Source organism: Bordetella sp. BOR01, assembly GCF_019218885.1.
In the GTDB taxonomy this organism is placed as follows: Bacteria; Pseudomonadota; Gammaproteobacteria; order Burkholderiales; family Burkholderiaceae_B; genus Bordetella_A.
The window spans coordinates 1,010,951-1,037,418 of record NZ_JAHUWT010000003.1; the positions used below are offsets into that span (position 1 = coordinate 1,010,951).

At 64.8% G+C, this 26,468-nt stretch carries 29 protein-coding genes; 6 read left to right on the forward strand and 23 right to left on the reverse strand.

Translation table 11 applies throughout. From position 1 onward, the window contains the following. The first annotated feature begins 29 nt into the window (after window positions 1-29). Window positions 30-455 carry an ATP-binding protein gene (locus tag KW845_RS19575; protein ID WP_218371005.1) on the forward strand — a complete coding sequence of 142 codons (426 nt, stop codon included), beginning with the start codon at window positions 30-32 and terminating at the stop codon, window positions 453-455. A 161-nt stretch (window positions 456-616) separates the two neighbouring features. After that, entirely contained in the window at window positions 617-1,762 is a 1,146-nt protein-coding gene (gene alr, locus KW845_RS19580; RefSeq protein ID WP_370628256.1) for an alanine racemase, read from the forward strand. A gap of 11 nt (window positions 1,763-1,773) precedes the next feature. On the opposite strand, the gene KW845_RS19585 is transcribed toward alr, so the two are convergent. Continuing rightward, complete coding sequence (locus KW845_RS19585; protein ID WP_218371006.1) at window positions 1,774-4,257, reverse strand: MFS transporter; 2,484 nt, start codon at window positions 4,255-4,257, stop codon at window positions 1,774-1,776. 116 nt (window positions 4,258-4,373) lie between these two features. Between KW845_RS19585 and KW845_RS19590 the strand changes: the two genes are divergently transcribed. Together KW845_RS19590 and KW845_RS19595 are read left to right on the forward strand one after the other, a co-directional pair. Further along, window positions 4,374-6,386 carry a SpoIIE family protein phosphatase gene (locus tag KW845_RS19590; protein ID WP_218371007.1) on the forward strand — a complete coding sequence of 671 codons (2,013 nt, stop codon included), beginning with the start codon at window positions 4,374-4,376 and terminating at the stop codon, window positions 6,384-6,386. Further along, window positions 6,383-7,543, forward strand: a complete 1,161-nt coding sequence (locus KW845_RS19595) for an ABC transporter substrate-binding protein (protein ID WP_218371008.1) — start codon at window positions 6,383-6,385, stop codon at window positions 7,541-7,543. Before KW845_RS19590 ends, KW845_RS19595 begins: the two co-directional genes overlap by 4 nt. Window positions 7,544-7,559: 16 nt before the next feature. On the opposite strand, the gene KW845_RS19600 is transcribed toward KW845_RS19595, so the two are convergent. Further along, window positions 7,560-9,041 (reverse strand): glutamate-cysteine ligase family protein, encoded by a 1,482-nt coding sequence (locus KW845_RS19600; protein ID WP_218371009.1) that lies wholly within the window; start codon window positions 9,039-9,041, stop codon window positions 7,560-7,562. 167 nt (window positions 9,042-9,208) lie between these two features. On the opposite strand from KW845_RS19600, the gene KW845_RS19605 reads away from it, so the two are divergent. Together KW845_RS19605 and KW845_RS19610 are read left to right on the forward strand one after the other, a co-directional pair. Then, window positions 9,209-9,787, forward strand: a complete 579-nt coding sequence (locus tag KW845_RS19605) for a hypothetical protein (RefSeq protein WP_218371010.1) — start codon at window positions 9,209-9,211, stop codon at window positions 9,785-9,787. A 201-nt stretch (window positions 9,788-9,988) separates the two neighbouring features. Beyond that, the gene (locus tag KW845_RS19610; protein WP_255592755.1) at window positions 9,989-10,558 is read left to right on the forward strand and encodes an RNA polymerase sigma factor; all 570 of its coding nucleotides are present in this window, start codon (window positions 9,989-9,991) and stop codon (window positions 10,556-10,558) included. Window positions 10,559-10,579: 21 nt separating this feature from the next. Here the strand turns inward: KW845_RS19610 and sctC are convergent, their stop codons facing one another. From sctC to KW845_RS19715, 21 genes are read right to left on the reverse strand one after another with little or no spacing between them, the layout of a single operon-like run. After that, window positions 10,580-12,502: a type III secretion system outer membrane ring subunit SctC gene (sctC, locus tag KW845_RS19615; RefSeq protein ID WP_218371432.1), complete on the reverse strand. Its 1,923-nt coding sequence runs from the start codon at window positions 12,500-12,502 to the stop codon at window positions 10,580-10,582. A 2-nt stretch (window positions 12,503-12,504) separates the two neighbouring features. After that, window positions 12,505-12,903, reverse strand: coding sequence for a hypothetical protein (locus KW845_RS19620; protein ID WP_218371012.1), 399 nt, complete (start codon window positions 12,901-12,903; stop codon window positions 12,505-12,507). Then, the gene (gene sctU, locus KW845_RS19625) at window positions 12,900-13,955 is read right to left on the reverse strand and encodes a type III secretion system export apparatus subunit SctU (protein ID WP_218371013.1); all 1,056 of its coding nucleotides are present in this window, start codon (window positions 13,953-13,955) and stop codon (window positions 12,900-12,902) included. The genes KW845_RS19620 and sctU overlap by 4 nt, the downstream gene beginning before the upstream one ends. Continuing rightward, window positions 13,952-14,752: a type III secretion system export apparatus subunit SctT gene (gene sctT / locus KW845_RS19630; protein WP_218371014.1), complete on the reverse strand. Its 801-nt coding sequence runs from the start codon at window positions 14,750-14,752 to the stop codon at window positions 13,952-13,954. Before sctT ends, sctU begins: the two co-directional genes overlap by 4 nt. Before the next feature lie 17 nt (window positions 14,753-14,769). Then, window positions 14,770-15,036 carry a type III secretion system export apparatus subunit SctS gene (gene sctS / locus KW845_RS19635; protein ID WP_218371015.1) on the reverse strand — a complete coding sequence of 89 codons (267 nt, stop codon included), beginning with the start codon at window positions 15,034-15,036 and terminating at the stop codon, window positions 14,770-14,772. A gap of 9 nt (window positions 15,037-15,045) precedes the next feature. Further along, window positions 15,046-15,723: a type III secretion system export apparatus subunit SctR gene (sctR, locus tag KW845_RS19640; RefSeq protein WP_218371016.1), complete on the reverse strand. Its 678-nt coding sequence runs from the start codon at window positions 15,721-15,723 to the stop codon at window positions 15,046-15,048. Beyond that, window positions 15,720-16,793, reverse strand: coding sequence for a type III secretion system cytoplasmic ring protein SctQ (gene sctQ / locus KW845_RS19645; RefSeq protein ID WP_255592757.1), 1,074 nt, complete (start codon window positions 16,791-16,793; stop codon window positions 15,720-15,722). Before sctQ ends, sctR begins: the two co-directional genes overlap by 4 nt. Window positions 16,794-16,818: 25 nt before the next feature. Next, window positions 16,819-17,382: a hypothetical protein gene (locus tag KW845_RS19650; RefSeq protein WP_218371018.1), complete on the reverse strand. Its 564-nt coding sequence runs from the start codon at window positions 17,380-17,382 to the stop codon at window positions 16,819-16,821. Next, complete coding sequence (locus tag KW845_RS19655; protein ID WP_218371019.1) at window positions 17,379-17,885, reverse strand: type III secretion protein; 507 nt, start codon at window positions 17,883-17,885, stop codon at window positions 17,379-17,381. Before KW845_RS19655 ends, KW845_RS19650 begins: the two co-directional genes overlap by 4 nt. Continuing rightward, window positions 17,882-19,216 (reverse strand): type III secretion system ATPase SctN, encoded by a 1,335-nt coding sequence (gene sctN, locus KW845_RS19660; RefSeq protein ID WP_218371020.1) that lies wholly within the window; start codon window positions 19,214-19,216, stop codon window positions 17,882-17,884. Before sctN ends, KW845_RS19655 begins: the two co-directional genes overlap by 4 nt. Before the next feature lie 12 nt (window positions 19,217-19,228). Continuing rightward, a complete protein-coding gene (locus tag KW845_RS19665; RefSeq protein WP_218371021.1) occupies window positions 19,229-19,867 on the reverse strand; it encodes an HrpE/YscL family type III secretion apparatus protein in 639 nt (212 codons plus the stop codon). After that, window positions 19,837-20,481 carry a SctK family type III secretion system sorting platform protein gene (locus tag KW845_RS19670; protein ID WP_218371022.1) on the reverse strand — a complete coding sequence of 215 codons (645 nt, stop codon included), beginning with the start codon at window positions 20,479-20,481 and terminating at the stop codon, window positions 19,837-19,839. Before KW845_RS19670 ends, KW845_RS19665 begins: the two co-directional genes overlap by 31 nt. After that, window positions 20,478-21,338: a type III secretion system inner membrane ring lipoprotein SctJ gene (sctJ, locus tag KW845_RS19675; RefSeq protein WP_218371023.1), complete on the reverse strand. Its 861-nt coding sequence runs from the start codon at window positions 21,336-21,338 to the stop codon at window positions 20,478-20,480. Before sctJ ends, KW845_RS19670 begins: the two co-directional genes overlap by 4 nt. Beyond that, on the reverse strand, window positions 21,338-21,751 hold the full coding sequence (gene sctI, locus KW845_RS19680; RefSeq protein WP_218371024.1) for a type III secretion system inner rod subunit SctI: 414 nt from the start codon (window positions 21,749-21,751) through the stop codon (window positions 21,338-21,340). The genes sctJ and sctI overlap by 1 nt, the downstream gene beginning before the upstream one ends. A gap of 45 nt (window positions 21,752-21,796) precedes the next feature. After that, window positions 21,797-22,240 (reverse strand): tetratricopeptide repeat protein, encoded by a 444-nt coding sequence (locus KW845_RS19685; protein ID WP_255592759.1) that lies wholly within the window; start codon window positions 22,238-22,240, stop codon window positions 21,797-21,799. Window positions 22,241-22,252: 12 nt separating this feature from the next. Further along, complete coding sequence (locus KW845_RS19690) at window positions 22,253-22,732, reverse strand: SycD/LcrH family type III secretion system chaperone (protein ID WP_304502402.1); 480 nt, start codon at window positions 22,730-22,732, stop codon at window positions 22,253-22,255. 26 nt (window positions 22,733-22,758) lie between these two features. Further along, the gene (gene sctE / locus KW845_RS19695; protein ID WP_218371025.1) at window positions 22,759-24,024 is read right to left on the reverse strand and encodes a type III secretion system translocon subunit SctE; all 1,266 of its coding nucleotides are present in this window, start codon (window positions 24,022-24,024) and stop codon (window positions 22,759-22,761) included. Window positions 24,025-24,050: 26 nt separating this feature from the next. Continuing rightward, window positions 24,051-24,968, reverse strand: a complete 918-nt coding sequence (gene sctB, locus KW845_RS19700; RefSeq protein WP_218371026.1) for a type III secretion system translocon subunit SctB — start codon at window positions 24,966-24,968, stop codon at window positions 24,051-24,053. A gap of 1 nt (window position 24,969) precedes the next feature. Beyond that, window positions 24,970-25,467, reverse strand: coding sequence for a SycD/LcrH family type III secretion system chaperone (locus KW845_RS19705; protein ID WP_218371027.1), 498 nt, complete (start codon window positions 25,465-25,467; stop codon window positions 24,970-24,972). Between the two features lie 26 nt (window positions 25,468-25,493). After that, a complete protein-coding gene (locus tag KW845_RS19710) occupies window positions 25,494-25,805 on the reverse strand; it encodes a hypothetical protein (protein ID WP_218371028.1) in 312 nt (103 codons plus the stop codon). Between the two features lie 36 nt (window positions 25,806-25,841). Further along, the gene (locus KW845_RS19715) at window positions 25,842-26,408 is read right to left on the reverse strand and encodes a hypothetical protein (RefSeq protein WP_218371457.1); all 567 of its coding nucleotides are present in this window, start codon (window positions 26,406-26,408) and stop codon (window positions 25,842-25,844) included. Between the last annotated feature and the right edge of the window lie 60 nt (window positions 26,409-26,468).

Consider the following 26,468-nt stretch of genomic DNA (forward strand, 5'->3'; position numbering starts at 1 on the left):
CCACGACCCTAGATGCCAAGGCGCCGCCCATGCCATCCCAGCCCGATACGCTGCAGCTCGTGCCCGACGACCAGGCAGTGTCGCTTGCCACGCAGTGGCTGGAACGCATCGCCGAACGCGACGGTTGGCCCGCCAAGATGAATTTCGGGCTGACGCTGAGTCTGGACGAAGCCCTGACCAACATCGTGTCGTACGCGTTCGCTGCGCCTTCTGCCGCACACGCTCCCGCCGTTAGGCTTTCCTGCCACCGCGAAGGCAATCGGGTGCAACTCGAATTGGCCGACAACGGCCGGCCCTACGATCCCACTTCGGCCGCACCGCCCCCCCTGGCTGCCGACCTGGACCAGGCAGAGATCGGCGGCCACGGCCTGCGGCTGATGCACCATTATCTGGATGACCTGCGTTATGCGCGCGATGGCGACTGGAATCGCTTGACCCTGATCGTGCAGGGCTGACCCTGCCACAGGGCCGGCCCCCCGGAATGGGTGCAAGTCTTGAATTTTTTGCAATGTATAGACACAATTTCCGTTACCATGACCGGGTTGATCCGAATTGAAGCGGAGCCCCTCATGCGCGCCCCAATACGCTCTCGCGCCCTTTTCTGCGGAGCTCGGCGGTGAATGCCCGCTGGCACGCGTCGCTGACAGCGGATCACCGCATCCAGGCAAGCATCGACGCGACGGCCATTGCCCATAATCTGGCGCTGATCCGCCAGCGTGCCCGGCAATGCGCCCGTCCGCCCCGCATCTGGGCCACCGTCAAGGCTGACGCCTATGGCCACGGGTTGGCCCTGGTATTACCCGGCTTGGTCGACGCCGACGGAATCGCGGTCCAATACCTGTCTGACGCCCATGCCTGCCGGCAAGCCGGCTGGCAGGGCCCGATCCTGGTGTATGCCGGCCTGCAAAGCGCAAGCGAAGCGGCCTTGCTGAATATTCCCGGCCTGCACCTGGTGATTTCCCATGCGGCCCAGATCGACTGGCTGTCCGCCCGCCCGCCCCGCCCCGAGGCGCCGGATGTCTGGCTGCGCTTCTGCGGCGACCTGCGCCTGGCGGGCTTCGATATCGCGGCCTATGGGCGCGCGGATGCGCGCTGCCGCGAACTGGCGGCGCAACATCGCATCGGCCAGATCGGACACCTGAACCATTATGCGCACGCCGAAGACGAAGATGGCATCGCCGCGGCGCATGCCCTGTTCCGGCAAGCCACGCGCGATCTGCCCGGACCAATATCCACCTGCAATTCCGCGGCCATGTGGCGGCATGCCGGCCACATGGCCGAGACCGACTGGATCCGTCCGGGCCTGGCGCTGTATGGCGCCAGCCCTTTGCCCGGCACGCATGGCCCGGCGCTGGGCCTGCGGCCGGCCATGACACTGACCGCGCGCCTGATGTCGCTGCAAACCGTGGCGGCCGGCGAAAGCGCCGGCTATCGGTCATCGTTCGTCGCCACCCAGGCCACACGCATTGGGCTGGTTGGCTGCGGCTATGCCGACGGCTACCCCCGCCATGCAGCCAGCGGGACGCCGGTGCTGGTCAATGGGCACCGCAGCCAGGTGCTGGGCTGCATCACGATGGACGTGACGATGATTGACCTGACCGGTATTGCCGACGCCGTGCCCGGTGCGCCAGTAACGTTGTGGGGTGCGCCTGGGCTGCCCGTGGAAACCGTGGCGGCCGCCGCCGGCACTATCGCGGCCGAACTGCTGTGCGGCCTGACCGCGCGCGTGCCGCTGGTGGCGCACGCAGCCCATCCCGCCTAGCGCCCCCTGGCTCAGGCCGGTGTCGACGGCGCCGCGACCGCGCGAGCGCCGGCCGGCGCGAAAACCAGGAACAACAGGGTGGCCGCCAGGTAGATGACCCCCGTGATCGCCAGGCCCGTCCCCATTCCCGCCGCCCCGAACATGGCGCCCACCACCAGCGGACCGGCCATCTGACCAAGCTTGTCGGCCGCGCGCAGCACACTGGTGGCACCGGCCGCGCCGTAGCGCTGCACATCAGGCAAGGCCAGCATATAAGGTGCCTGCGACGCGCCCGAGAAGCAGCTTGCCAGCGCCAGCATCAGCACGGCGCCGGAGGCGGCCATCAACCCGCTGTCGAAATACAGCCCCAGCATGCCCGCGCTACCGATCACGCCGCCCACGACGATCCAGCGCTTCTTCACGGCCGACCGGTCGACCAGCCGGCCCATCAATGGGCCCATGTAAATCACGCAGAGCCCGTAGATCATCAGCACCCGGCCAATGCTGGACGCGGCAACGCCCTCGGCCTCCAGGTAGAGCGGCAGCGCGAACGACAGCAGGCCTACCTGCGCAATGGAAAACGGAATGACGCTGCCCAGCAGCAGCAAGCCGAAGTCGCGCGTGCACAGCAGCCGCAGCGTGTCGGCCACCCGGGCCCGCGGCTGGGCAACGGCCATGCGCATGGCGGTCGTCAGGCGTTCCATGTAAGGACGCATCAATACCAGCACCCCAGCCAGCGGCAACACCAGCATCACGGCGCCCACGACGAATACCGCCCGAAAGCCTGCCTGCTCCATCAGCATGGCGCCCACCGCCGCGCCGGACAAATGGCCGGCGAACAGACCCGCGATCACGCTGGTCATATTGCGGCCGCGGTACTGCGCCGGACTGCGGGTCACGATAAAGCCCTGCAAGCCCATCCAGGTCAAACCGTATCCCAGCCCGACCAGGCCGCGGGCAGCGGCAAACCAAGGCAGGTTGGGCGCGGCGGCACATGCGGCCATGCCTGCGAACGTGACTGCCAGCCCGGCCAACACGGGAACTTGCCAACCCTTGCGGTCGGTGAGTCCGCCGGCCAGCAGCGCGGCCAGCAGGCCGCAACCCATTTCCACGGAAATGGGTAGTGCCAGCAGCAGGTGGGGCGCCAGGTCCAGGCCAGCCGTGGGCAGGCTGCGCGCGTACAAGGGCAAGAAGCCCAGCGGCAGGGCCCACGCAAATAGAAAACCAAACATGACCGGCCGCGCAATGCGGCCGATCTCCGACACATCATCGGGGCCGACGCGTGTGCCGGCCTCAGTGACGCCACGCGCCGAAAACGCGCGATTCATCAGCAGCGACAGCAACAGCAGCATCTCGATGGCCGAGACCAGCGCCACGCCCACCACGGTTGCCGCATCGATGACGCGGCTACGCACGCCTGCGCCAATCACGTCGCCATCCAAATGCAGCACCAGGCTGCCGCGCGCGTCGGGCCGGTCCTGCTCGGCGCCCAGCGGCAGCGCCAACGTCAAGCTGGCGGGCGATGCTCCGGCCAGCCCGTGGTCGACCGGCAAGGCCCCCTGGGCATTGGCCCGGTTCAAGACGAGGCCGCTGGCGTCGGTCAGTTCGATGGTCTGGATGGCCGGAAACGTGCCGGCCAACCGGGCGAATGGCGCTTCGACATTGCGCAGCCGGTCGATCGACAGCCCATAGCCCAACACGCGATCGAGATCGCGCTGCAAGCCTTCGGCCAGCATGGTCACGTTCTCGCGCGCCACTTGTAGCGAGGCGCTGCGAAACGTCGAGATCGTGTAGCCCGCGTAGATACCTTGCGCCAGCATCAGCGCCAACAGCGGTACCAGGAAGCGCGCGCGGCCACCGGCGGCCAGCATGGTCAGCGGGATGGCGTACTTGAATGCCGCGGCTAACCCCAGGCCGGCAATCACGGTGACCAGGAACAAGGCCCGCAGATTGTCCAGGATCAGCGCCCGACCCGCGCCGGTATCACCGGCTACCGACAGGGCAACCGTACCGACCACTTTACCGGCGCTGGAGAGCCGCACCGCCACCGTAATCTGGCCGTTCGCGGCCAGCACCACGGCGCCCGTGTCACGACGGACTGCGCCATCGGGCAAGGCGCTGCCTGCCGGGCCGCCCAGCACACGCGCCAACGCACCAGCGGACGCGATCGCCTGGCCTTGCGCGGCCACGATACGCCCGTCGGCCACCATCACGGTCGCGCCGCGCACGTCAGGCGTGCGCCGGATACCGTCGTGCAGCAGTTCATGCAAACCAAAGAACTGGCCCAGCGGCTTGCCCAACCGCAACCCGTTCTGGATATTGCCGGCCACCTGGCGCGCGGCCACTTCAACGCGGTCGGCAGTGGTATCGGCCACTAACCGGTTCAGGGCCGATAAACTCAATGCGCCGATCAGGGCTTGCGCCAGCAGCAACACCGTCAGGCAGGCCAGGGTGACTTCCAACACGGGGCGGCGCCGCAGACCGTCCAGCACGACCTGCAAGGGTTCACTACGCATATCGGCAACGGCACAAAGTTCACACGCGGACTTCAATGGTATTTACAATTGATGCAATTTGCATCCTTTTTGTCGATTTCTGACAGCATCGGATTGCCCACCCTGCCGATCACTCCATGCTCATTCGTTCCCTACGCAGCAAGATTTTCCTGCTGGTCGTGGCAATTCTGCTGGTCGTGGCTGCACTCGTCATGCTGGTGTCGCAGCGCGACGTCACGCGCACTGTCGCCGCCAGCGAACAGCACGCCGTAGACAACGTGATGGACCTGGTCATGCGCGATACCGAAGCGCGTTGGGGCGCGCTGCTCGACGACAAGATCAACACGGTACGCAGCGGACGGCGGCAACTGGTGCAAGTGGGCGCCACCATATCCTCGGTGCTGGCCAGCTATGCCGCCATGGCCGAACGCGGCGTAATGACGACCGGCGCGGCCAAGGGACAGGCCCGCGCCTGGGTCAACCAGCTGCGGCTGGATGATCAGCGCTACGTATTCATCTACGATGCCAGTTATTCCGTGCTGGCCAGCGGCAGCGCGCCGATGATCGACCAGGACTTGTCCGGCCAGCAAGACCTGAAGGGCCGCCCGCTGGCCGAGGCGCTGTATGAAGAAAGCCGCCGCGCCGGCTATGGCTTTGCCATCTACCGATGGCCCTTGGCCGGCTCGCCGGGCGACACCGAGACGCGCTACGCGTACTTTGGTTATTTCCGCCCCTGGGACTGGGTGTTTGCCATTTCCGACAGCGCGCAAGACGTGCTGCGCCAGGTACAAGACCGGCGCACCCGGATGGAAGCCGCCATGCGCGCGACACTATCGCAACTGACCTTGGCCCGCTCGGGTTTCGTGTTCATCATGGCGGACGACGGCCGCATGGTGGTGGCACCGCCCGCCAACCGCACCGGCCTGCTCGATACCGTAGACCGCGCCTCGGACAAGCCGCTACGGCAACTGCTGCGCGCGGCGCCCCCCGCGCCCGCATCGGCATCGGCATCGCTGCGCTTCGATGACGGCCAGGAGCTGTGGCAGATCAAGGCCGTGCGCCACAAGCCGCTCGGCTGGACGGTGGTAGCCGCTGTGCCCGAAAGCGACCTGACGGCGCCGGCCAAGCGGCTGCTGAACCGGCAAGCCACTATCTTCGGCATTACTCTGGTGCTGGCCCTGCTGTTTGCCTGGCTGGTCGCCACGCGCATCGTGCGACCCTTGAATACGCTGACCCACTATGCCCGGCAGTTGCCCGAACAAGACCTGACATTGCCGGCCACGGTGCCTGCGCACGTGGCGGCGTTACCCAAGCGGCACCGCGACGAAGTGGGCCGCCTGGCCGCGTCATTCCTGTTCATGGATCGCAAGCTGCGCGAAAACGTAGCCGATCTGATGCACGAAACCTCGGCCCGCGAGCGCTTTGAAAGCGAGCTCAATATCGCGCGCGCCATCCAGCTCGGCCTGCTGCCGATTCCCTTGCCCGCTGCGGTGCAGCGCCAGGTCGACCTGCACGCCATCATGCTGCCCGCCAAGGAAGTCGGCGGCGACCTGTACGACTATTTCGTGCTGCCCGACGGCAAGCTGTGCCTGGCCATTGGCGATGTCTCCGACAAGGGCGTGCCGGCGGCGTTGTTCATGGCGGTCACGCGCACCCTGATCCGCGCCACCGCCGAAGACGAGACCGACCCGGCCCTGATCATGCAGAAGATCAACAACCGGCTGGCGGAAAACAACCCCAACATGATGTTCGTGACGCTGCTGCTGGGCGTGCTGGACCTGGACAGCGGCGAACTGGTGTGGGCCAACGCCGGGCATCTTCCGCCTGCGGTCATCGATGCCAATGGCGTCGTGCGCCTGCTTGAAGGCCGCAGCGGCCCGGCCTGCGGAGTACAGGAAGACATGCCTTACCGGCGCCTGGTCACACGTCTGGCGCCGGGCGAAGTGCTGGTAGGCTATACCGATGGCGTCACCGAGGCGTTCAGCAGCCATGACGCCCAGTATGGCGAGCCCCGCCTGTTCCAGATCCTGTCGGGTCCACCATCCTCGGCCAGCGGGCTGGCCCGGCGGCTACTCGAAGACGTACAGGCATTTGCCGCCGGCGCGGAACAATCCGATGACATCACGCTGATCGTGGTTCGACGCACATGAACAAATCCCTCTCTACTTTGCTGTTCCTGGGTTGCCTGTTGATGCCGGCCGCGGCAACAGCGCAGCAACCCGCGCCGGACGCATCCGGGCCCGTGTTCTCGACCGCCCCCGCGGCCAAGCCTGATGGCGGCAAATGGCGCCTGGGCTACTTCGAAAGCGGCGACTACAGCGAATATCCGCTCACGCTGCGCGTCATCGTGGCCGGCCTGCAGCAACTGGGGTGGTTGACAGTGCCGGCCATTCCCGAAGGCTTGAACGGCAGGCAGATGTGGAGCTTCCTGGCGAACAATGTCCGAAGCGATACGCTGCAATTCGTCGAAGACGCCTGGTGGCAGCCTGGCAACTTCGACGCCTTGCAGCGGCCGCAGGTCAAGCAGGCGATTTCGCAACGCCTGGCAAAGCAGCACGACGTCGACCTGATCATCGCCATGGGCACCTGGGCCGGGCAAGACATGGCGGCGCTGGACGCCCCGGTGCCCACGGTGGTGGCCTCGACCAGCGACGCCGTAGGAGCGCGCATCGTCCAAAGTGCCGAAGATAGCGGGCTGGACAATCTGCACGCCCGGGTACAGCCCGAACGCTACCAGCGCCAAGTGCGGCTGTTTCACGAAATCGTGCCATTCAAGACCCTGGGTATTGTCTACGAAGACAGCCCCGAAGGCCGTACCTATGCCGCCGTGGCAGCGGTCGAGCAGGTGGCGCAGGAAGAGGGCTTTCAGATCCGCGCCTGCGATGCTCCGTCCAACGGCGTCAGCGAAGCCCAGGCCACGCATAACGCCATCGAATGCTACCGGCAGTTGGCCGGCAGCGTAGACGCCATCTATGTCACCGTGCACCGCGGCATTACCGCGAACAGTGTCGGCGATGTGGCTCAGGTACTGCGGCAAGCCAAGGTGCCCAGCTTCGCCATGCTGGGATCCGAACAGGTCAAGCAAGGGCTATTGATGAGCCTGGCCCAGGCCGACTACTCTTATGTAGGCCTGTTCCATGCCGAGACAATGGCACGCATCCTCAACGGCGCCAAGCCGCGCCAGCTAAGCCAGATCTGGATCGATCCCGCCAAGATCGCCCTTAACCTGGATACCGCGCGCGCCATCGGTTTCGACCCCCCGATCGATATCCTGCTGGCCGCCGATGAAGTCTACGAATCGCGCTGAAGGGCGCTCGCCGCACTTAGGCAAGCACTGCGCGGCGCGGCGCTATCTGCGCCAGTTTTTCATCGAGGCTGCCCGTGGCTTCATGCCACAACGTGAGTAGGCGATCGGCGCCGGTGCGGCGGGTCTGGAGCACGTAATCGGCGTAGTCCAGGTAATGGCGTTCACCGGCCCGCAGGCCAGCGCGCGCCACCGCCAGCACGTCGCGCGCCAGGGCCCACACAGCGTCGTCGTCCAAGGCGTTGCGTATAGCCGTGGCCCGCAGCGCCCGCAACCGCAGCCAGCCCCAGTCGCGCCACAGGCTTTCGGCCTGCGCCAGGTTGCGCATCAACCCCAGCTGCAGCGCCGAAGGTGCCAACGGTGCGCAAGACGCAATGGCATGGCCGGCTTCATCGCGCAATTGCGCGTCGGCAAACACGGCCCCCGGTGCACGCCCTTCTATATAACCGTCGACGCCGCAACGCGCAAAAAGCGCTTCCAGACCCCTGGGCTGGTTCCAGGCCTGCAGCAGTTCCTGCAGCGGTGGCGGCGAAGCCAACCGATAACGCCATCGCGCATCCAGGAAATGCGCGAACTGCGAATACTCGAAATAGCTGCTGTGCGGCCGCAGCTCGACCCATTCGTCGGTATCGGTGCGCCGACCTCGCCACGACGGCGCGGCCAGGAACTGCTGCAGTGAAGGATCGCCCGTCAGGTAAGCCGTGACGGCGCTCTTGTAGTCTTGCGAGGCAGCCAGCGGCAACGCGCGGCTGACGGTGCCGACCCCGAACATCCAGCGGAAGTGGTCTCCTAGATCCAGGAAGGGCCGTTCGGGCAGACGTTGCAGATAATGGTCGCCGGCATAACGAGCGTGGCGGAACATACGGTCCCATAGTGTCAGCCGGTTTTCTTTCCAATCGGTAATGCGGCCGGCCTGCAAGGGGCTGTTGGCAAACAGGGCTGCGCTGGCCGGCGCCAGCGCCAGTATGGCATTCAGCGCCTGCACCGCCTCTTGCACATCCACGGCGGTGCAAGGCCCATTCTGTGCCTTGGCGTCGATGCCCGCGCGATGCAGCCAGCCTCGGTGCTCGACCAGCTCGCGGTAGATCGGCCGCGGCAGGCGCACTTCTGTGTACCAGCGTGTATCGAGCGTGCAGGCCGGATGTTCCGACACATTGAGCAAGCAAGCGTCTTCTTGGCCGAGCGCCTGCACCACATCGGCCAGCTCCCCGGCCACCCGACCGGCCAGGCGATCCAGGCCACCTGCGCCGCCCTCGATGGGGGCAAACGCGGTTTCCAGCAAGTTGTAGCCATTGTCCAGGCCGCTTTCACCATGCTCGCCGGAAACGCCGCAAGGCCGGCCGCCCAGACAGCGCACAGTGACCGTCTCATTCCGGGTACGCTTAATGGCGGCCAAGGCTTCGAAATACCCCCTCACCGGATGGCTGTGCCCGCTGCCCAGGCATACCGGCACCATTTCCAGCTCGAGGCCTAATAGGCTCCCTGTCTTGCTTTTGGTCATATCGGGTTGCCTCCCGAGCGGCAGTTGGCAGGCGATGATTTAATATGAAGGAGCGTCATGAGCGCATTGTTTATTCACGGAACCAAACTCGGCTGTCGGTTACTTACTGGAACAGGGGTGCGTACACGCGCCGCGTTCCGTTTCGACCCGCAAGGCTCACCGGTCGCATGACAATCGATCCAGTCACCCATTCGCTGTCCAGTACCATCGCCCTCGACGCCTTCAGCAAGGCGGCTCAAGCAGGTGGAGATGTCTATATCTCGATTGACGGCCAGGCCCTGCAAGTATTGGGTACCGGTACTACCGCCAGCGGGCGCAGCGTGGCGTGGGTAGCGCCCAATATCGACATCACTTCCATGTTTTCCCAGGCACTGGCCAACACCTATGGCAATGGCATCGCCAACGCCGTGTCGCGCGAACTGGGCCTGACAGCCACTCCCGGCAAGCCTTTGTCGGCCCGCGTCATTACCCAGGCACTCGATATGGCGCAAACCTCGCGCCAGGCACTCGAAGGCGTGGACTTCGCCACCCGGTTGGCCAGTTCGGCCAGCATGAATTCCCCACTGTTTCTCGACGCCTGCGCACGCGCCGGCGTACCTGCCGACTCGTTGACGGCGGCCCAGCGCCAGCACATCGACAGCGCGATGCAACGGCGCTTCGATGACGCCGCATCCAGCGGGCAAACTCCGGTTGCGCACGACACCGTCCGTGGCTGGCTGGCGGAATTGCTTACCCGTCCCTCCTGATCCCGACCCCGGCGCACTTATTACGAAATGAAAACGTCGGGTGGGAGCGCAATTCTCCGCATATATCTGAAAGCAAATATGTAGTAACTTTGTTCCACAATTGATCCGTTTTTGGCTAGATCTGCTGTAATTTGCCGTCCATCCCGCCCAATATTCCCATGTCTGTCCATGGTTGATCCTCGCGATCTCGCTGACGCTTCCTTGCAAGCGTCCTTGCCGGTTTCTGGCAAGGAAGAGGTCTGGACGGCCCATGATGAGCGTTTGTTGCGCGACTTGGTACGAGAACACAGCGGCCGCCTGCAACGTTTCATCATCAAGCACATTGGCAACACCAGCGAAGCCGAAGACTTGGCACAGCAAACTTTCGTCGAGGCCGCACGGTCGTACGGCAGCTTCCGGGGCGAATCGCAGTTGTCCACCTGGCTGTACGGCATTGCGCTGAACCTGGTGCGCAATCATCTGTCGCGTGCGCCCGAGCGCCGCTACGATTTCGTCAGCGAAGACAGCCTGGTCAATCACGCCTCGTCCAATGCCACGCCCGAATCGGCGGCCGAACAGGCCCAAACCATCCGTCTGCTGCAAGAAGCGTTGAACGAATTACCCGAGAACATGCGCGACATCCTGCTGCTGGTCGGACTGGAAGATATCTCGTACGAAGAAGCGGCCGCCATGCTCACCGTGCCCATCGGCACCGTACGCAGCCGGTTGTCGCGCGCGCGCAATGCCCTGCGCAGCAAGCTGCAGCAAAAAGGCATTGCGCTCGATCCCTGAATCGCAGCATTGCCGCGCGCATCAAGGCTCGCGTCCAGTTCCAGGCGCATTCAAGGTCTCCACGCGCAATACCGCCCCGCCAGGGGGCACGTCGCTCGAATAATCGCGCGACGGTCGCACCGGCCCACTCTGCACGCTGACGGGTACCGATTCAAAGAGCACGCGGGTCTGCTGGCCGCGCACCAGGTCCAGATATTGGCCAGGCGTCATCGATTCGCCCTGCTTACCCCAGGTGGTGTTCAGGACAGGCCCGCCCGGCGTCGCGCCCTGCGGCGGGGCAACCACTTCGCCATTGATCGCCACCACGCGGGGGCGCAGCAAGAACAGGCGTTCGCGACGCTGCACCGTCTTGGACTTGCTGGAAAACAGCAAGCCCAGGCCGGGGATGTCGCCCAGGAACGGCACCTTGTCGACTTGCTCTGAATCCTGGCTGGTGTTGTACCCGCCTACCAACAGCGTTTCGTCGTTACCCACGATGGCCAGGGTGCTGATACTGCTGCGGCGCACGGTAGGCAGGTTGTCGATCTGGCGTTCTTCCTGGATACGCCCATCTTCAATGTCGACAGTCAGTTCGACCTCGCGCCGCTGCTTGCCCTCGATGTAGCGAGGCGTCACGCGCAGCGAGGTTCCCACGGTCACCGGCGTCACCGTGGCCACGCGTTCGCCGCGGGTCTGTATATAGAACGTTTCAGACAGGTCGATGATCGCGCCGGTATTGTCAGCCGTCAGGATGGACGGCTGCGACAGGATATTGGCCTGCCCACGCGATTGCAGCGCACGCAGCCGCGCCACCAGCGCATTGCCGATGCTCAGGCCCAGCGTGCCGGGCATCAGGTCGGCGCCACTGTCGATCGGCAACCCGCCGGGCGCCAGGCTGAAATCGCCGTAGCCGAAGGTGGCCGAACCGGCTCGCGCGCCCCAAGTCACGCCCAGTTCGTTGACCAGTTCCGAGTTCACGTCGACGATCATGGCTTCGATCTCGATCAGTGTGCTGGGCTGGTCCAATTGCTCGATGAGCTGGCGGTAGATTGGGATGCGATCGGGTATGTCCTGCACAATGATGGCGTTCAAGCGCGGATCGGCCTGCACGGTCGGCTGCCGCAGGCGCAGCCCACCGGCATTCGAGACGCGCCGCCCTGGTCCGCTCGCATCGAGCACGGTAGTACTGGGAGGGCCCGAGCCATCGAGCGGAGGGGCCATGCCGCTGCCCGTCTCGAACGCCGGTGGGTTGTCGCGCAGCGGCGCCGCAATGGCCGACAGCACCTCGTTGTTGGCACCCGACCCCGAGCCCAGGATGAGATTACGCAACACAGTGGCCAGCCCAGGGCTGACGACTGACTGGTCGCGATAGCGGATGGTGCGGTCATTGACGGACGCATGCTTCAGGCGAAATACCGCCACTTGCTGCCCGCCCGCCCCGATCGGCAGGGCCGACACCGTGCGGTTGATCAGATCGACGTAGGCCGGCGGCCCCGACACCAACGCAATGCCTTGCTCGGGTAATTCGCCCCAGCCAAAGCGGGCATCGAGCACGCCCAACTGCATCAATGCATCGCGCAGGGCGGTAATCGAGCTGCCCATGGCGCTGACCGCGTGCGTGGCCATGTCGCTGGACCGGCTGACAAACAAGGTGCCGGCATACACGAACCAGGTCAGGCCATACACGCCTCCCAAGCGGTCCATGAATTCGGTGGGAGAGTTGGCGTTGAATTTGCCATTGACCACGCCGTTCACGCCTGGCCCCATTTGCAGCGACAGGCTGAACCCGCCGGCAAACCCTTGCAGCACTTCGCGCAGGCTCTCGTTCTTCGCGTAGTAACTATAGGGCGCATTTGGCCATGAAGGGCGAGCCTGCGCCGGACCGATTATCGACAGCGACAGCACAACTGCCAGGATTATCCGTTTCAATGCCTTTCTCTCCTCGATGCCATCCCGTCGCCACATATTCATGCCGCGCGCCGTACGGCGCCCGTCCAGAACGACAGGGCGTTGGCGAACTGGCCTACGGCTTCATCCAACTGGATATCGGTGCTGTCGGGCCGCAACATCTGCTGCAGCCACAATGCATCGGCAGCCGGATCGATCACGCAGGCCGAGGCATGCCCAGCCAGCATGCCCTCTGCCTGCAGTCCCAGGGTTTCCAGGAAGGCATCGCGCCCCATGCCCTCGGGAGGCAGGGCGCACAAGCGCGAACTGATTGCCAGCCAGCCATTGCGCGCAGCAGCCAGGTGCATCCGATATTTGTCGTCGACCACCAGGGTGGCACGGCCATCGGCGCGGAGCGCCCCGGCAATATCGTGACGGGCCACATAGCGGGAGATCAGGGGGTGGGGGGCGGCGGTCATGGCGGCGGCTCCTGGGCGGCCAGCTTGCGAACCAGGCGCAAGACTTCGGCCACGGGCTCGATCAGGTCACTGGGAATGTACTGGTCAAGCTGGGCGTTCTCCATCAACGAACGCGCCAACGGAATATTCTGCATCACGGGCACTCCTGCCTCGCGCGCAGCGCGCATCATTTGTTCGGCCAATGCGCCTTCACCCTTGGCCAGCACGCGCGGCAGGGGAGTCTCGTCGGGTTCGTAATAGATGGCCACGGCCAAATGCGTGGGATTGGTCACAACCACCGTTGCCTTGCGCGCACCCTCGACCGCACCCTGCATGGCCATTTCCTGGTGCAAATGCTTGCGCTGTTGCTTGATGTGAGGGTCGCCCTCCATCTCTTTGTATTCTTGCTTGACCTCTTCTTTGCTCATCATCAGGCCCTTTCGGTACTCGAAGCGCTGCCACGCGAAATCGGCCAACGAGATCACCACGTAGGCCACGCCCACATTGACGATCAGGGTACGCAACATACCGCTCACGCCGGACTGCAAGCCGGCCAGGCCACTATGGGGAACGGTCATGAGCTCGGGCAGCGCATCGCGCACCACCAAGGTAACCAGTGCCGACAAGAAAACAATCTTCAGGATCGACTTCAGGAATTCGATTAGGTTTTTCTTGGAAAACGTGTTCTTCAGATTGCTCAGGATGTTCAGTTTTTTGCCCGAGGGCTTGAGCTTCTCGAACGCCAGCACAATGCCAACCTGCAGGAAGTCGCCAAACATACCCACGCCCAGCACGATCAGCACGAACGGCAGCACCAGCGCCACGCCCTCGCGCAGCGATGCATCCAGGGCCGTCTTGAGCGCCTCGTCGAACGGCATGCCGGTCAGGGTGGCCGGCACCAGCATCAGCTTCCCCAAAGACTCGACGATGCTGTGCGCATCGGCAAGCAGATAGCCGAACAAGGCCAGTATCAGCAACGTCTGAGTAAAGTCCTTGCTGTACGCGACGTCGCCTTTCTGGCGCGATTCGCGCAGCCGCTTGCTAGTTGGCTGTTCGGTCTTTTCGCCGCTCATGGCGCCCGCCACTGTTGGTCCAGGAACGGCAGAATAGAATCGATCTGCCGCGTGGCGTCGCCCGCGTACTCGAACAAGGTGCTCATATACAGCACCAGAACCAGCAGCGCCAATCCGCTCTTGATCGGCATGGCCAGGAAAAACACTTGCAACTGGGGAGCGAAACGGCTGACCAACGCCAGCCCCAGTTCGGCCAGGAACATGGCGACCACGGCTGGCGCGGCAAACAGTAGCACCAGGCGGGCAAAGCGGCTGAGCTGGTCCAGCATCAGGGGTATGCTTTCGCGCCGCAAGGTTGGCGCCCAATCCCATAGGTCCCACAGTCGGAAGCTGTCGTACAGCATCGTAAGCATCAGCGTGAAGCCCCCTCCGACTAGAAAGAACACCAGGAATGCCTGGTTGAACAGTATGCCCAATGGCGACGAATCATTGCCGGTCGCCGGATTGATGGTGGCGCCCAGGCTGGCCCCCCGCTGGTTATCGATGACGAAACCCACGGCCTCGAAGATCCAGAACGGAATGGCCACCAGAAACCCCAGCACCAGCCCGACGAAGACTTCCTTGGCCACCAGCAATACCAATTCGATCCAGCCCAGGTCGATGGCCGCATAGCGCGGCGCTAGCGCAGGCACCAGGATCAGCCCCATGGCGGCCCCGATCGCATAGCGCAGCAGTCCCGGCAGCAACTGGCGGTTGAACAGCGGCAGCATCAGGCACATCGCCAGGATGCGGGGCTGGGTCAGGGCCAGCGTGCCCAGGAATATCTTCGCCTCCGCATACGTAACGCCGGACATCATTTCGGTTCCTTGTGGCGCTAGCGAATTTTGTAAAAGAGGTCGAATACGGCAATCGTGAAGTTGTACAACTCACCGCTTAGCCAGCGCGCCGTGAGCAGCAGCGTGGCAAACACCGCAATCATCTTCACCGCGAACGACAGGGTTTGTTCCTGGATCTGGGTCAACGCCTGGAACAACGAAAACAAGGTGCCCACGATCGCTGCCACCGCAATCGGCGGCAGTGACAGCCATAGCACCAGGTACAGCGCCTGAGTCATGTAAGAGACGAGATCGACGGTTTGCATGCGCGGCCCCTAGCCGTAGGAAAGCACCAGGCCCTGGATCAGGCGGGTCCAGCCATCCACCATGACGAACAGAAACAGCTTGAGCGGCATCGAGATAGTGACGGGCGACACCATCATCATGCCCATCGCCAGCAGAATGTTCGATACGATCAAGTCGATGACCACAAAGGGCAGGTACAGCAGGAATCCCACCTGGAACGCCGCAGTCAGTTCCGACAACAGAAATGCCGGGATCAACACCAGCAGATCGTCTTCCTTCAGGTTGCGGGCCTGTTCCTGCCCCCACAGCTCGCGTGCGGTGCGCACGAAGAAGTCGCGCTGTTCTGGACGGCTGTGCTTGTACATGAAACCCCGCAAGGGCTCGGCTCCCCGCGTCACGGCGTCCATGATGCTGGTGATGCGGTTCGGTGGCGGCACCCCGGGCTCAGCCGACTCCATGGCCACACCAACCGTGCGCAGTTCGGTACCCATCTGCATGACGACAGGGCCCATCACATACGCGGACAGGATCAGGGCCAGGCCGTACAAAGCGATGTTGGGCGGCACCTGCTGAATACCCAGCGCATTGCGCACCAGCGTGAGCACGATGGCGATCTTCAGGAACGACGTGGTCATCACCGCGGCCAGCGGCACCAGGGCCAGCAGGGCCAGGACAACGGCCAGGCTGATCGGATCGAACGAGGTCATGCGGCACCCTTGCCCAGGGTGGCGATGGTAACGCCGATACGGCCGTCCACCTCGACGAGTTCCCCGGTGCCCACCAGCGCACCGTTGGCGCGGATCATGACCGGGCCATCGGCCAGCGGGCGTTGCAGGTCGAAGGTTTCGCCGGGCTGCAGCCGCTTGAGCTGCGCCAGCGACAGGCTGCGCTCGCCCAAGTCGAACGTCAGCCGTACCGGAACGGCATCGAGGTCCAGCGGCTCATCCGTCGTGCCGTCATCGGCCGGTTCTGCATTGGTAGTCTGGGTCATGATCGAAGTCCAGCCTTGAGTCACGATATAAGTGGATTGTTCGGCACGCACGCGCAAGCCCTGGCCTTGCGGCAGCGTGAGCCACAGATCGCCCTGCGGGCCGACGTAATACTCGTCGAACAGCACGACATCCTGCGGCTGCAGGCTGCGCAATTGCGCAGCGGGCAACTGCACCGCCCCCACGGTGGCGCGCAGCGCCACCGGCAGGGCGTCGACGTCGATGGAATTGTCCGGTTTCGGTGTCTGCGACAACAGACCGGCCAGCAGCATCAGGCCCAGCCCGTCGGTCTCGAGTACCGCGTACCCGGTATCGCCGGTCGCCTCGGCGCGCACGGTCAGCGTCCAGATGTGCGGCAGACGCGCCGCCCCGGCATCCAGGCTGCGCACATAGGCAGGCCCATTCGACGAGGACTGTTCCAACGCGGCCAGCACTTCGCCCAGCAGGGCTTCGAAGGCCATGGCTTGCAGGGCTTCGGGCACCGGGCCGGGCTGCAGGTCGGGCAGGCGCGCCGCCAGCCAGGCCGCCGGCGCCGCGGGCGGCAGGCTCAACCGCAGGGCGGCGCCGGCCCATTCCAGCTCGGCATGCAAACTGGCGGCCTGCACCAGCGGTTCCACGGCGCCGGGCGTGAATGCCAGCCGCCATGCCGAGGCCGGGGCGTCCGCTGTCGCCCCGCCGGATGGCGCCAGCGCCACCCGCAGATCGGCACCGTGGCGAGCAATCAGGCTCAGGGCCTGCGCCTCGTTGCCGTTCAGGCGTGGCAGCGCGATGCGCGGCGCTAGGTTCATCGAATCCATCATGCCTACAAAATCGTCATGGCGCGCCCGGATCAGCCGCCTCTTCTAATAAACAGGGATCTTCGGGATCGTCGGTCGACACGCGCACCAGCGCGGGCCGCGCCAACGACTGCGCCATCTCTTGGGCAAGCACGCGGGCGGAACCGCACAGCCGCTCGCGCGAGGCTTCATTGGCGCACACGAATCCGGCCACCAGACGGCCCGCTTCCTCATATACGGCCAACGTCACGCCCGGCAGCATGTCGTCTTTGAGCTCGATGCGTACTTCGCGGCGGCCAGCGCTGCCATCGCCCACCAGCAGCCGGTCGGCCGAGCTGGCCAACATATCGGCCAGGCCTTCTGGCGGATCGAAAGTACCGGGCGCAGCGGTGCCCTGCGGCACGCCGAACAGCGCGAACGGCCGCGGCGTGGCCGCGGGCGTGTCGGCAGGCGCCGCGCCATCGCCCTGGGCCATCGCCTGCTCGAACGCCCGGCGATCCGCATCAGAGGCGTCGCGCCGCGTTTCCGCGCCTGATTCAGGCAAGTCGGGCATGCCTTGGGGAATGGCCGTTTCCAGCCCGATGCGACGATCAATGCTCATGCCGGCTCGTATTCCTCGTGCTGTTCCCAATCGTTGCGGTCGCGCGCCACCGCCGCGACCTCTTCCATCTCGAGGTCTTCCTTGCGCTCCATTTCCTTCAGGTGCTCGGCCAAGTTCACTTGGGCCAGCTCGACGAATTTCTCGGTCGTGCGCGTCGCGTCGCGGTGGTGCGTGCGGCGCTCGGCCAGCGCCTGGGCTTCGCGCTCGACTTGCTTGCCTGCCTCATCCAGCACCGTCTCGTGCTGGCGCTCGTCCTCGCGCAGTCCGGCCACGCCTTGCAGCACGTCTTCGATGTCACGCACCCGTACCAGGCGGCTGCACAGATCGCCATACATGTCCGACTCGCGCTGTTGCGCCCAGTGGCGAAACTGCTGCAAATCATGCTCGGCCGCCAAGCGTGCCTGCTCGGCATCGGCATGCACCTGCCGCTGGCGGACCACGGCCAGTTCGGCTTGGCCTTCGCGAAACCGCTTGATAGCCAGCAGCTCGTCGAACATGCTCATGGTGCCGCCCCCGCAATGGCGGTCATGCTCGCCAGCGCCTCGGCCAGGGTCGTGTGCTCGTCGGTGCGCTGCTTCAAGAAGGTGTTGATCGCGTCGATCTTGTCGATGGCCTCGTCAGTAACGGCATCGCCGCCGCGCTTGTACTCGCCGATCTTCACCAACAGCTCGACTTCCTGGTATTTGGCCATTAGCTCGCGAAACCGGCCGGCCAGGCGCTTGTGTTCCGGGGTGATCACGGCGTTCATCACGCGGCTCGCCGAGGCCAGCACGTCGATCGCCGGATAATGGTTCAATGCCCCAAGCCGCCGCGACAACACAATATGCCCGTCCAGAATCGAACGCGTCTCGTCGGCAATAGGCTCGGTCATGTCGTCGCCTTCCACCAGCACGGTGTACAGCGCGGTGATCGAGCCATGCTGGTTCATGCCAGCACGCTCCATCAGCTTGGGCAACGTGGCGAACACCGACGGCGGATACCCGCGCCGCGTCGGCGGCTCGCCGGCCGCCAGGCCGATTTCGCGCTGGGCGCGCGCAAAGCGCGTCACCGAATCCATCAAGAACAGCACCCGCTTGCCCTGGTCGCGGAAGTATTCGGCAATGGCCGTGGCCACATACGCCGCCTTGGCGCGCTCCATCGACGATTTATCGCTGGTGGCGCACACGATCACGCTCTTGCGGCGGCCTTCGGGCCCAAGCTCGTGTTCCAGAAACTCGCGCACCTCGCGGCCGCGTTCGCCGATCAAGGCCACCACGGTCACGTCCACGTCGGCACCTTTTACCAACATACCCATCAGGGTGGATTTGCCGCCGCCGGCCGCGGCGAAAATGCCCATGCGCTGCCCTTCCCCGCAGGTCAACACCCCATCCAGGGCGCGCACGCCCAATTCAAGCGGCTGCCGGATGATGCGTCGCGTCAGCGGATCGGGCGCCTCGGCGAACACCGGGTAGAACTTGTTGGCCTCGAGCGGCCCCAGTTCGGCCTCGTCCAGCGGGCGCCCCAGCCCGTCGAGCACCCGGCCCAGCAGGCCGGCGCCGACCGGCACCATGTGCGCCCGGCCGGTGGGAATCACCTCGGTGGCCGACGAGATGCCGTACATATCGCCGATCGGGGTCAGCAGGGCGGCATCGCGGGCGAAGCCCACCACCTCGCCCTTCATTTCGAAGTCTTCGCCAGGATTGCGCAAGATGCAGACTTCGCCCACTTTTACTGTGGGCACTACCGCCTTGATGATGGTGCCGATCACCTGGGTCACGCGCCCCTTGATGCGCAGGGTAGGCGTATCCTGCAGCGCCATTTCCAGCATCTCGGTGATGTAGTCGAATTGCCGCATGACTGCCGCGTCCTAGATCCGGCTGCCCAGCGTACGCTGGAAGGCACCGCGCAGCGCCTGGATCTGGCCGTCCAGGCTGGCCTCGACCATGCCAATCTCGCTTTCCAGGATGCACGCGCCGCGCGGCAACCGCCCGTCTGCCAGGATGTCCAGGTAGCCCACGCCGGGATACGCGGCCAGCAATTCATTGATCTGCTCGCGCACGGCGTCTACCTCGGCCGGGTTCAGCCGCAGCGTCATCTGCTTTTGGTTGCGCACGACCGCCAGGGCATTGCGCACTACAGTCATGATCTTCTCGCGATCATCGAAACCGTCGACCACCTTGCGCACTGCCGCCATCACGAGGTCGACCATTTCATTCTCGACACTGGCGAAATACTCGACCGTGCGGCCGACCGTCTCGATCATTTTCTCGGCCTGGTCCAGCAGCGCCTCTTCTTTGCCATCGGCGTAGCCGCGCTGGCGTTCGGCCTCGAAGGCGGCGTTCGCGCCATCCAGAACGGCCTGGGCTTGCGTCCGCGCATTCTCCAGCATGGCCTGCGCCTCGACCAACGCGGCATGATCGGCCGCCCGCAGCACCTGGACGGCGGGATCCACACGGGTGGCCAGTTGCCGGGGGGTCAGCGGATCGCGGGGAATGAGGAATGCCATGATGGTTCAATTGTTTTCAGGACGCCCAGTGCCAATGCCAAGGCTTCGGGCTCGCTGCAGGGCGCATCGCCGACGGGCATGGCGGGCAGCTTCAGTTCGGCCCGGGCCAGTATTTCCGGCCCGCCCGGGCGCAGGGCAGCCACCAGCGTGGCACGCCCCAGTTGGTCGACCTCCTGTGCCGATACGGTCGCACTGAGGGTGTTGCCCGCTGCCCAACCGGGATGCAAAGCAGCAGCCGGTTCACGTGCGAAGGCCAGCGCGTCTTGCCCCAGGGTGGCAATCAGTTGCCTGACTTCAGAACCGGCGATCACTTGGCGCAGATGCGGCGCGCATAGGGTCACCCCGATCATGCGCGTACAGTGTTCCAGGCGCACGGCCGGCAGCAGTGCCAGCGCCAGCGCGGGCTGAGCCGGATCGCGCACCGGACGATGCAGCATGCCGATGCGGGCCAGGATCTCGCGCGACCAGTGGCGATGCCAGGCGCCATCCAACCGGCCGGGCAGGGCGATACCATCCGGGGCGAACTCGGCATGCCGACTGGGGTGCAGCGTACGGCTGGGTAGCTGGTTGAACGCCACCAGCCTGGCACCGAACAGGGCCGCCAAGTCCGTCATGCGGTGCTACCCTCGGAGCCCGGCTCGCGGCGCGGAGACGGCTTGAGCTTTGGCCCGAATGGCCAGCCTTGGCGCCACAGCAGGTAAGCCAGCGCGCCAGCCAGCCCAAGCGCCAGCAAGATCAGCAGGGCCAGCACCACACCCAGCGGCGTGGCCGAACCGGCGCCGACCTGGAACCCGAGAACGCTGGTCAGGGTCGGCGCGTGCGTGGGCGTGGCTGCCGGTTGGGCCGACACCAGGGCAATCGACACCCGGTCTTCGGTCAGGCCCGGAATCGCATGCGTCACCAGCTTGCGTATCTGCGGCTGCAGCGCATCCAGGCTGTAGCCCATCTGGTGCTTGATGAACACGGCCGCGGTCGAAGGCGTAGTGTTCTCGCCCACGCCACCGCGCTCGGGCAGCACCACATGTACGCGGGCCGCCAGCACGCCGTCCATTTGCGACAGCGTGTTGGCCAATTCCTGCGACAGGGCATAGATGTAGCGGGCGCGCTCTTCCAGCGGCGAGGACACCAGGCCTTCCTTGCGGAATATCTGGCCCATGCCGTCAAAGCGTTCGCGCGGCAGGCCCCGGGCGCGCAGGATATCCAGCGCACGAGCGACTTCATTGCCGGCCACCGACACCGACACCCCTTCTTTAGTAGCGGTTTTTTCGGCCTGGATGCCTGAATCCAGCAGCACCGACAGCACCTCGTTGGCCTCGCTCTCGTTGGCAGCCGCAAACAGCGTGACGCGCGAGCCGCACGCCGCCAGCAACACCAGCAGGGCGGCGGCCAACAGCATGCGCAGGCGTCCCACACCGTACCAACCGGCACGCCGGCCCGACATCGGCCCCAAAGGGTACGACAAGGCCTGCATCACGACATCCTGACCAGCGTATCGACGTTCTGGGTCGTGCGCGATACCGCCTTGCCGACCAGTTCGTATTGCACCGACACCTGCAACAGGTCTGCCTGCACTTTCAGCATGTCGCCGATGGCCGGCCGCGCGGCCACCTGTTCCAGGCTGCCGGCAATGCCCTGCCATTTCTGCGAAAACTCGGTCATTGTGGATTGCAAACTGGCCAGAATCTGGTTGCCCAAGGTAGGCAAAGGCTCGGCTGCCGGCCCCAGCGCCGACTGCAGCGCGGCCTGCACTCCCGTCAGCTCGGCAGGAACGGGCGCATTCATCAGCGAATTGAATTGCGCCGTGGCCAGCGCGGTGGGTTCGGCCGGCGCAACCGGCGGTGTCAGTACAGGCGCCATGGCGGCGGACAGCGCAGCTATTTCCATGTTTTCCCAGCTCCGTGATCAGCCGTTGAGCAAACGGCGGGCATCTTATGTTGTTTGACTCGAATCCAATCCCAGCAGGCTGCGCGCCAAGCGCGCGCCTTCGCCATCCTGTCCGGCCACGGCTTGCAGCACCCGGCGGCTTTCGGCGTTGCGGCCGGATAACTGCAACGCCAGGCCGCGCCAGGCATGCAGCGTGCCCAGTTCGCCGGCATCGGCCGCGGGCGCATTCTCCAGCAACTGCACGGCTTGCGCGGCCTGGCCCGCATTCATGTAGGCCACAGCCAGGCCGATGCTGGGATAGGCGCGCGTGGGCCGCACTTGCCGCAGGGCACCAAAGATGGTGCCGGCACGCGCCACGTCGCCAGCCGCTGCCGCCAGGAGTCCGATCTCGGCAAGCAGGCGCGCCTCGTCCGCATCAAGCACAAAAGCCGTCTCGGCTGAGACGGCTGTTCCGGTGGCGCCCTGCGGGGCGCGTGGCATGTCAGGCATATCGCATAGCCGTCATGCGCCGGCCTCGCGCGCAGTCAAATTCAGCAGAGCCTGGGCGCGGGCCCGCGCCTGTCCATGCCGGCCCGAGGTGCCGGCCAGCTCCAGCACGCGTACCAACTCTGCGCGAGCCGACTCGGTGTCGGCTTGGGCCAACTGGCACTCGGCCACCCGCAACGCCGCGTCCGGCGTGTCAGGGTACAGGGTGCCGATCAGCGAATAAATGCAGATCGCTTCGTCATAGCGACCAACCATCTGCAAGCACAAGGCCAGGCCGGACAGATAATGCTTGCGCGTCGCGCCGTACTGCGACAGAAACGCGAATAGCGGCAGCGCCTGGGCATATTGGTGTTGCGCCACGTGGGCGTATGCCAGGGCGTAGATCACTTCGAGCTGCTGCGCGCTCATCCGCTTGCTGCTTGCCAACTCTGACAAGCCTTGATGCAAGGCCTGGCCGAAGGGCGAGCGCTCGGTAGGGGCAGGGGATTGGGACAACGTCGTCTCCGGTTTGCGGCCAGTGTTCAAACCATGGCCCGCTTGCTGATATTGGCGGTGACCTGGCTCATGCTGTCGGCCGCGGCATTGATCATTTTGCTTACCATCTGCATGGATTCGTCCATGGCTTGCAGGATTTCCTTCAGTTTTTCGCGATCTTCGTTCATGGCCGCCTGCAGCTTGGCCATCAGCGCTTCCAGCAATTTCTTGTCGGCCAAGGCCTTGTCGGCATCTTCGCGCTTCTCGGCAGTCTTGATGGTTTCCACGCCCCGGCCCACCGAGCCCACGCCCTGCACCACCGCGGCCACGCCGCGCACGACTTCGGTAGTGCTCTTGAGCACGTCGGTTACCGTACGTGCGGTCTGCGCACTGACGTTGCCGACCGCATTGGCTGCGCCGGCAAACGCGCCCGCACCCATCGAGGCCACCGTCATCACCACCGCCACGGTCAGGGTCGCGGCCAGCCCCACCCCCATGGCGACATAACCCGCGGTGGCTTCATCCGCGCCCGCCACCGACGCGATCGCGCCCGCCATCTTGCCCAGGCCGCCGGGATCCACCAGAATCGTGCCAGTCATCACCATGGCAGGCCCGGCCACGATGGCGCCGATTTTCTGGGCCAGATCGGGGTCCACCCCGAAGGCCGTGAGCAAACCCGCCACAGCCTGGGTAATCCCATTGCTGATACTGATCTCGGGGCCGCCGCATTCGGACGATATTTGGGTAGCCACCATCGATACCGCGGCCGCCACGGCAATCGCCGCCAGCGTGCACATGATCGGGCCCGCCGCCCCGGCGGTAGCCGCCGTGACCGCCACCGCGGCCACCACCATCAGCGCGGCGGCCAATGCCGCCACGATGGCGCCGAGCCAGCCGAAGATCTTGCCGAAGATGCCGCCGCTTTCAGCCTCTTTGCTCTTCTCGATCCATTCATTGATCTTCGCGATCTGCTTTTCGTTGTTCTTCTGCTGATTGATGCGATTGGCTTCGATGTTTTCCTTGGCGCTCTCAAGCTGCCGGTCTTGCGACTTGGTCTTTAGCGCGCGCAGCAAATCCACCATCTCGTCGGCGGTGAACTCGCGGCTGGGGGAAGCAATGGCCGGCTGGCCGTTGGCATTGGCCAACGCGCCAGGCGCAGACCCCTTGGACGAGGTCACCATGCTGGCCCATTGCGATGCCAGCGCGCTCAGGTCGATGCCTTGCGCCAGGCGCAGCGCCGCTTCGGCGCCAATCGGGGCACCCGTGGCATCGGGCACGCCAGCCGACATCGGAGGGGTGGAACGGATTTCCATGGTCAGGCTCCTGGCCGCGACGGGCGTCAAATATTGCGCGCGATCCCGCGCGAAGTCTCTACGCGGCTTTGCTCGATCGAACCCAGCTTCTCGCGGATGTCCTGGATGATCTGCATCATCTGCTGCATGATGTCGTTGGCCTGCTGCACGCCGGTCTCGGCCACCTTGGCATCGGCCTCCAGGCGCGCTTTCTGGGCATCGATCTGGCCCGCCTCGCGCTCGAAGCTGGCCTGCACAATCGACCCGATGCCTCCTACCATGCCGCCCACGCCCGAGCCGATGCCATTGACGGACTGCGACACGGCGCCGTACTTGGACGCCTGGGCGCTCAGTTCCGCTCCGGCCCGTGACGCCATCCCGCTGGCGACTTCAGGGCTCATCTTGGCGCCCATCTGGTTGTTGAATTCGGTCTTGGCGGCCGAATTGGCCTTCAACGACAGCCCCGCGCTGGCCGCGCCTGTCCCGATCGATACGGCCCCCGCGCCAATAGACACCGCACCAGACGCGATCTGCGCAATGCCTTGTGCCAGCGCGCCCTTGAAACGTTCCTCGGCGGCGTCACGGATTTTGTCGGCAGCACTTTGCAGGGCGCCAACCTGCGCCGCCATGCTCGACTGGCGCTCCATGCGAGCGGAATTGCGCTGTTCCTGGGCGATTTTCTGGAACAGCGACATCATCTCGTAGATATCCCCGGGGCCTGATGCCGGCAGGCCGTTCAAGGTCGCCGCCAGGTCGGATACCGCCGGGTCGGACACCCCGCGCGGCAAGTCGGGCAGGGTCAGGCCCAATTGGGCCAGTTTGTCGGTGCCGGGCGAATTCGTCGGTACCAGGCTGGACAGGTCGATCTGTGTCGGGCCCGCCGAGCCCGCGTCGCGCGGCGGAATGGGCGCAAGCTGGTCCAGCAATGCGGCATTCGGGACAGGCTGGTTGCCGATGGGGTTCATATCAACTCTCCTTGGAGGACTTGGCCGCGGCGGTGGCGCGCATGGCCTTGGCGCGCTCGAGCAGCACAGCGTGCCGTTCACCCTTGCACATGGCGATCGCCAGGTCGCACGACTCGATCACGGCGGCGTACTGGTTCAGCTCAAGCATGCACTGGCCGGTATAGAACACAGGAGTGGGGTCCAGGGGATCAAGCAGCGTGGCGGCCATGTACTGCTGCACCGCGTCGCGATACTTGCCCAGTGCCTGCGCCGTCGCGCCCAGCGCCACCAGATAGCGGTGCTCGCTGTGATTCAGCGCCACCAGATAGCCCAGCACCTTCAGGGCGTCTGCGTAGCGGCCTTTTTCGTACAGCCCGTGGCCCAACGTATATAGTGCCTCGCACTCGTCGTCGCTAATGTCGCGCAAGTCGGCCAGCGTGCCGCCACGCGCGAACGTGTCGACGATCTGGTCGTGCAATGCCGCGAATTCCTCGGGCGTGTAGCCGGCGTTCTGGGTCATGCTCGTCGCTCCGTCGATGAGCCGTCTCAGACCATGGTGCGGGGACGCTTGCCCGGCGTAGTGGTCCGCGCGGTGGAACGCTGCCGGGCGTAGGCCGATTCCTGCGTGACCTCGCGTTCGATGTCTTCCATGTCCTGGCGGAAAAGCTTCTCGGCTTCGTCGCGCTGCGCATCGGTCAGCGGCTGCGCCTGCAGCACCGATTTCACTTTCGCCGGGTCCAGGCCCAGGGCGCGCAGCGCATCATCTGATTTCTCCAGCGAACGCTGCGCTTCCTGCACCGCCTGCTCGGCGCGGTCGATGATGTTCTGGGTCGGGTTATCTTGCTCGGGGGAGGCCATGGCCAGTTATCTCCGATAAAGGTGGCGGGGGGCGCGTCAGCGCATGTTGCCGATAATGGATGAGCGGCTGTCCTGCATCTTCTTGATGAAGTTCGTCATCACGTCGAACGCCTCGTTGCGCTTGTTCGACATGCTCTGCAGCCGCAGCATGTCCATCTGCTGGCTATTGCTGGCGGTATCGAGCTTGCTCTTGATATCGGCCACCACGCGCTCGATATCTTCTTTTTTGGGCATCTTGTCGGTGTTGACTTGGCCGGTTTTCGGATCGCACTCCACGGGCGAGGTCGACATGCCCAGCGAGGTGGCCAGCTTCGCGTATTCGTTGCACAGGGCTTTGTTGGCATCGCTATCCGAGATGCGGTCGCCCGGCTTGGCGTCATTCTTCAACGCCGCCTTCATGCCATTGAGCTGGGCCTGCATCTGGTTCAGCGAACCGGTCAGCTCGTTGCGCTTCTGCACTTCACCAATCTGGTCTTTCAGTTGTGCATCCAGCAGGCCGACCCGCTGTTGCTGGACCATCATTAGTGCGGTTTCGATATCCATCGACGACAGATCGATCTGGCCGATGCCGGAAACGCCGGAATTAGGAACGATAGTGTTCAAGACGGACTCCTTGGTAGGGCGGCGGGCGCCCGGTTTCAACGATATCGGACAGCCATGTCC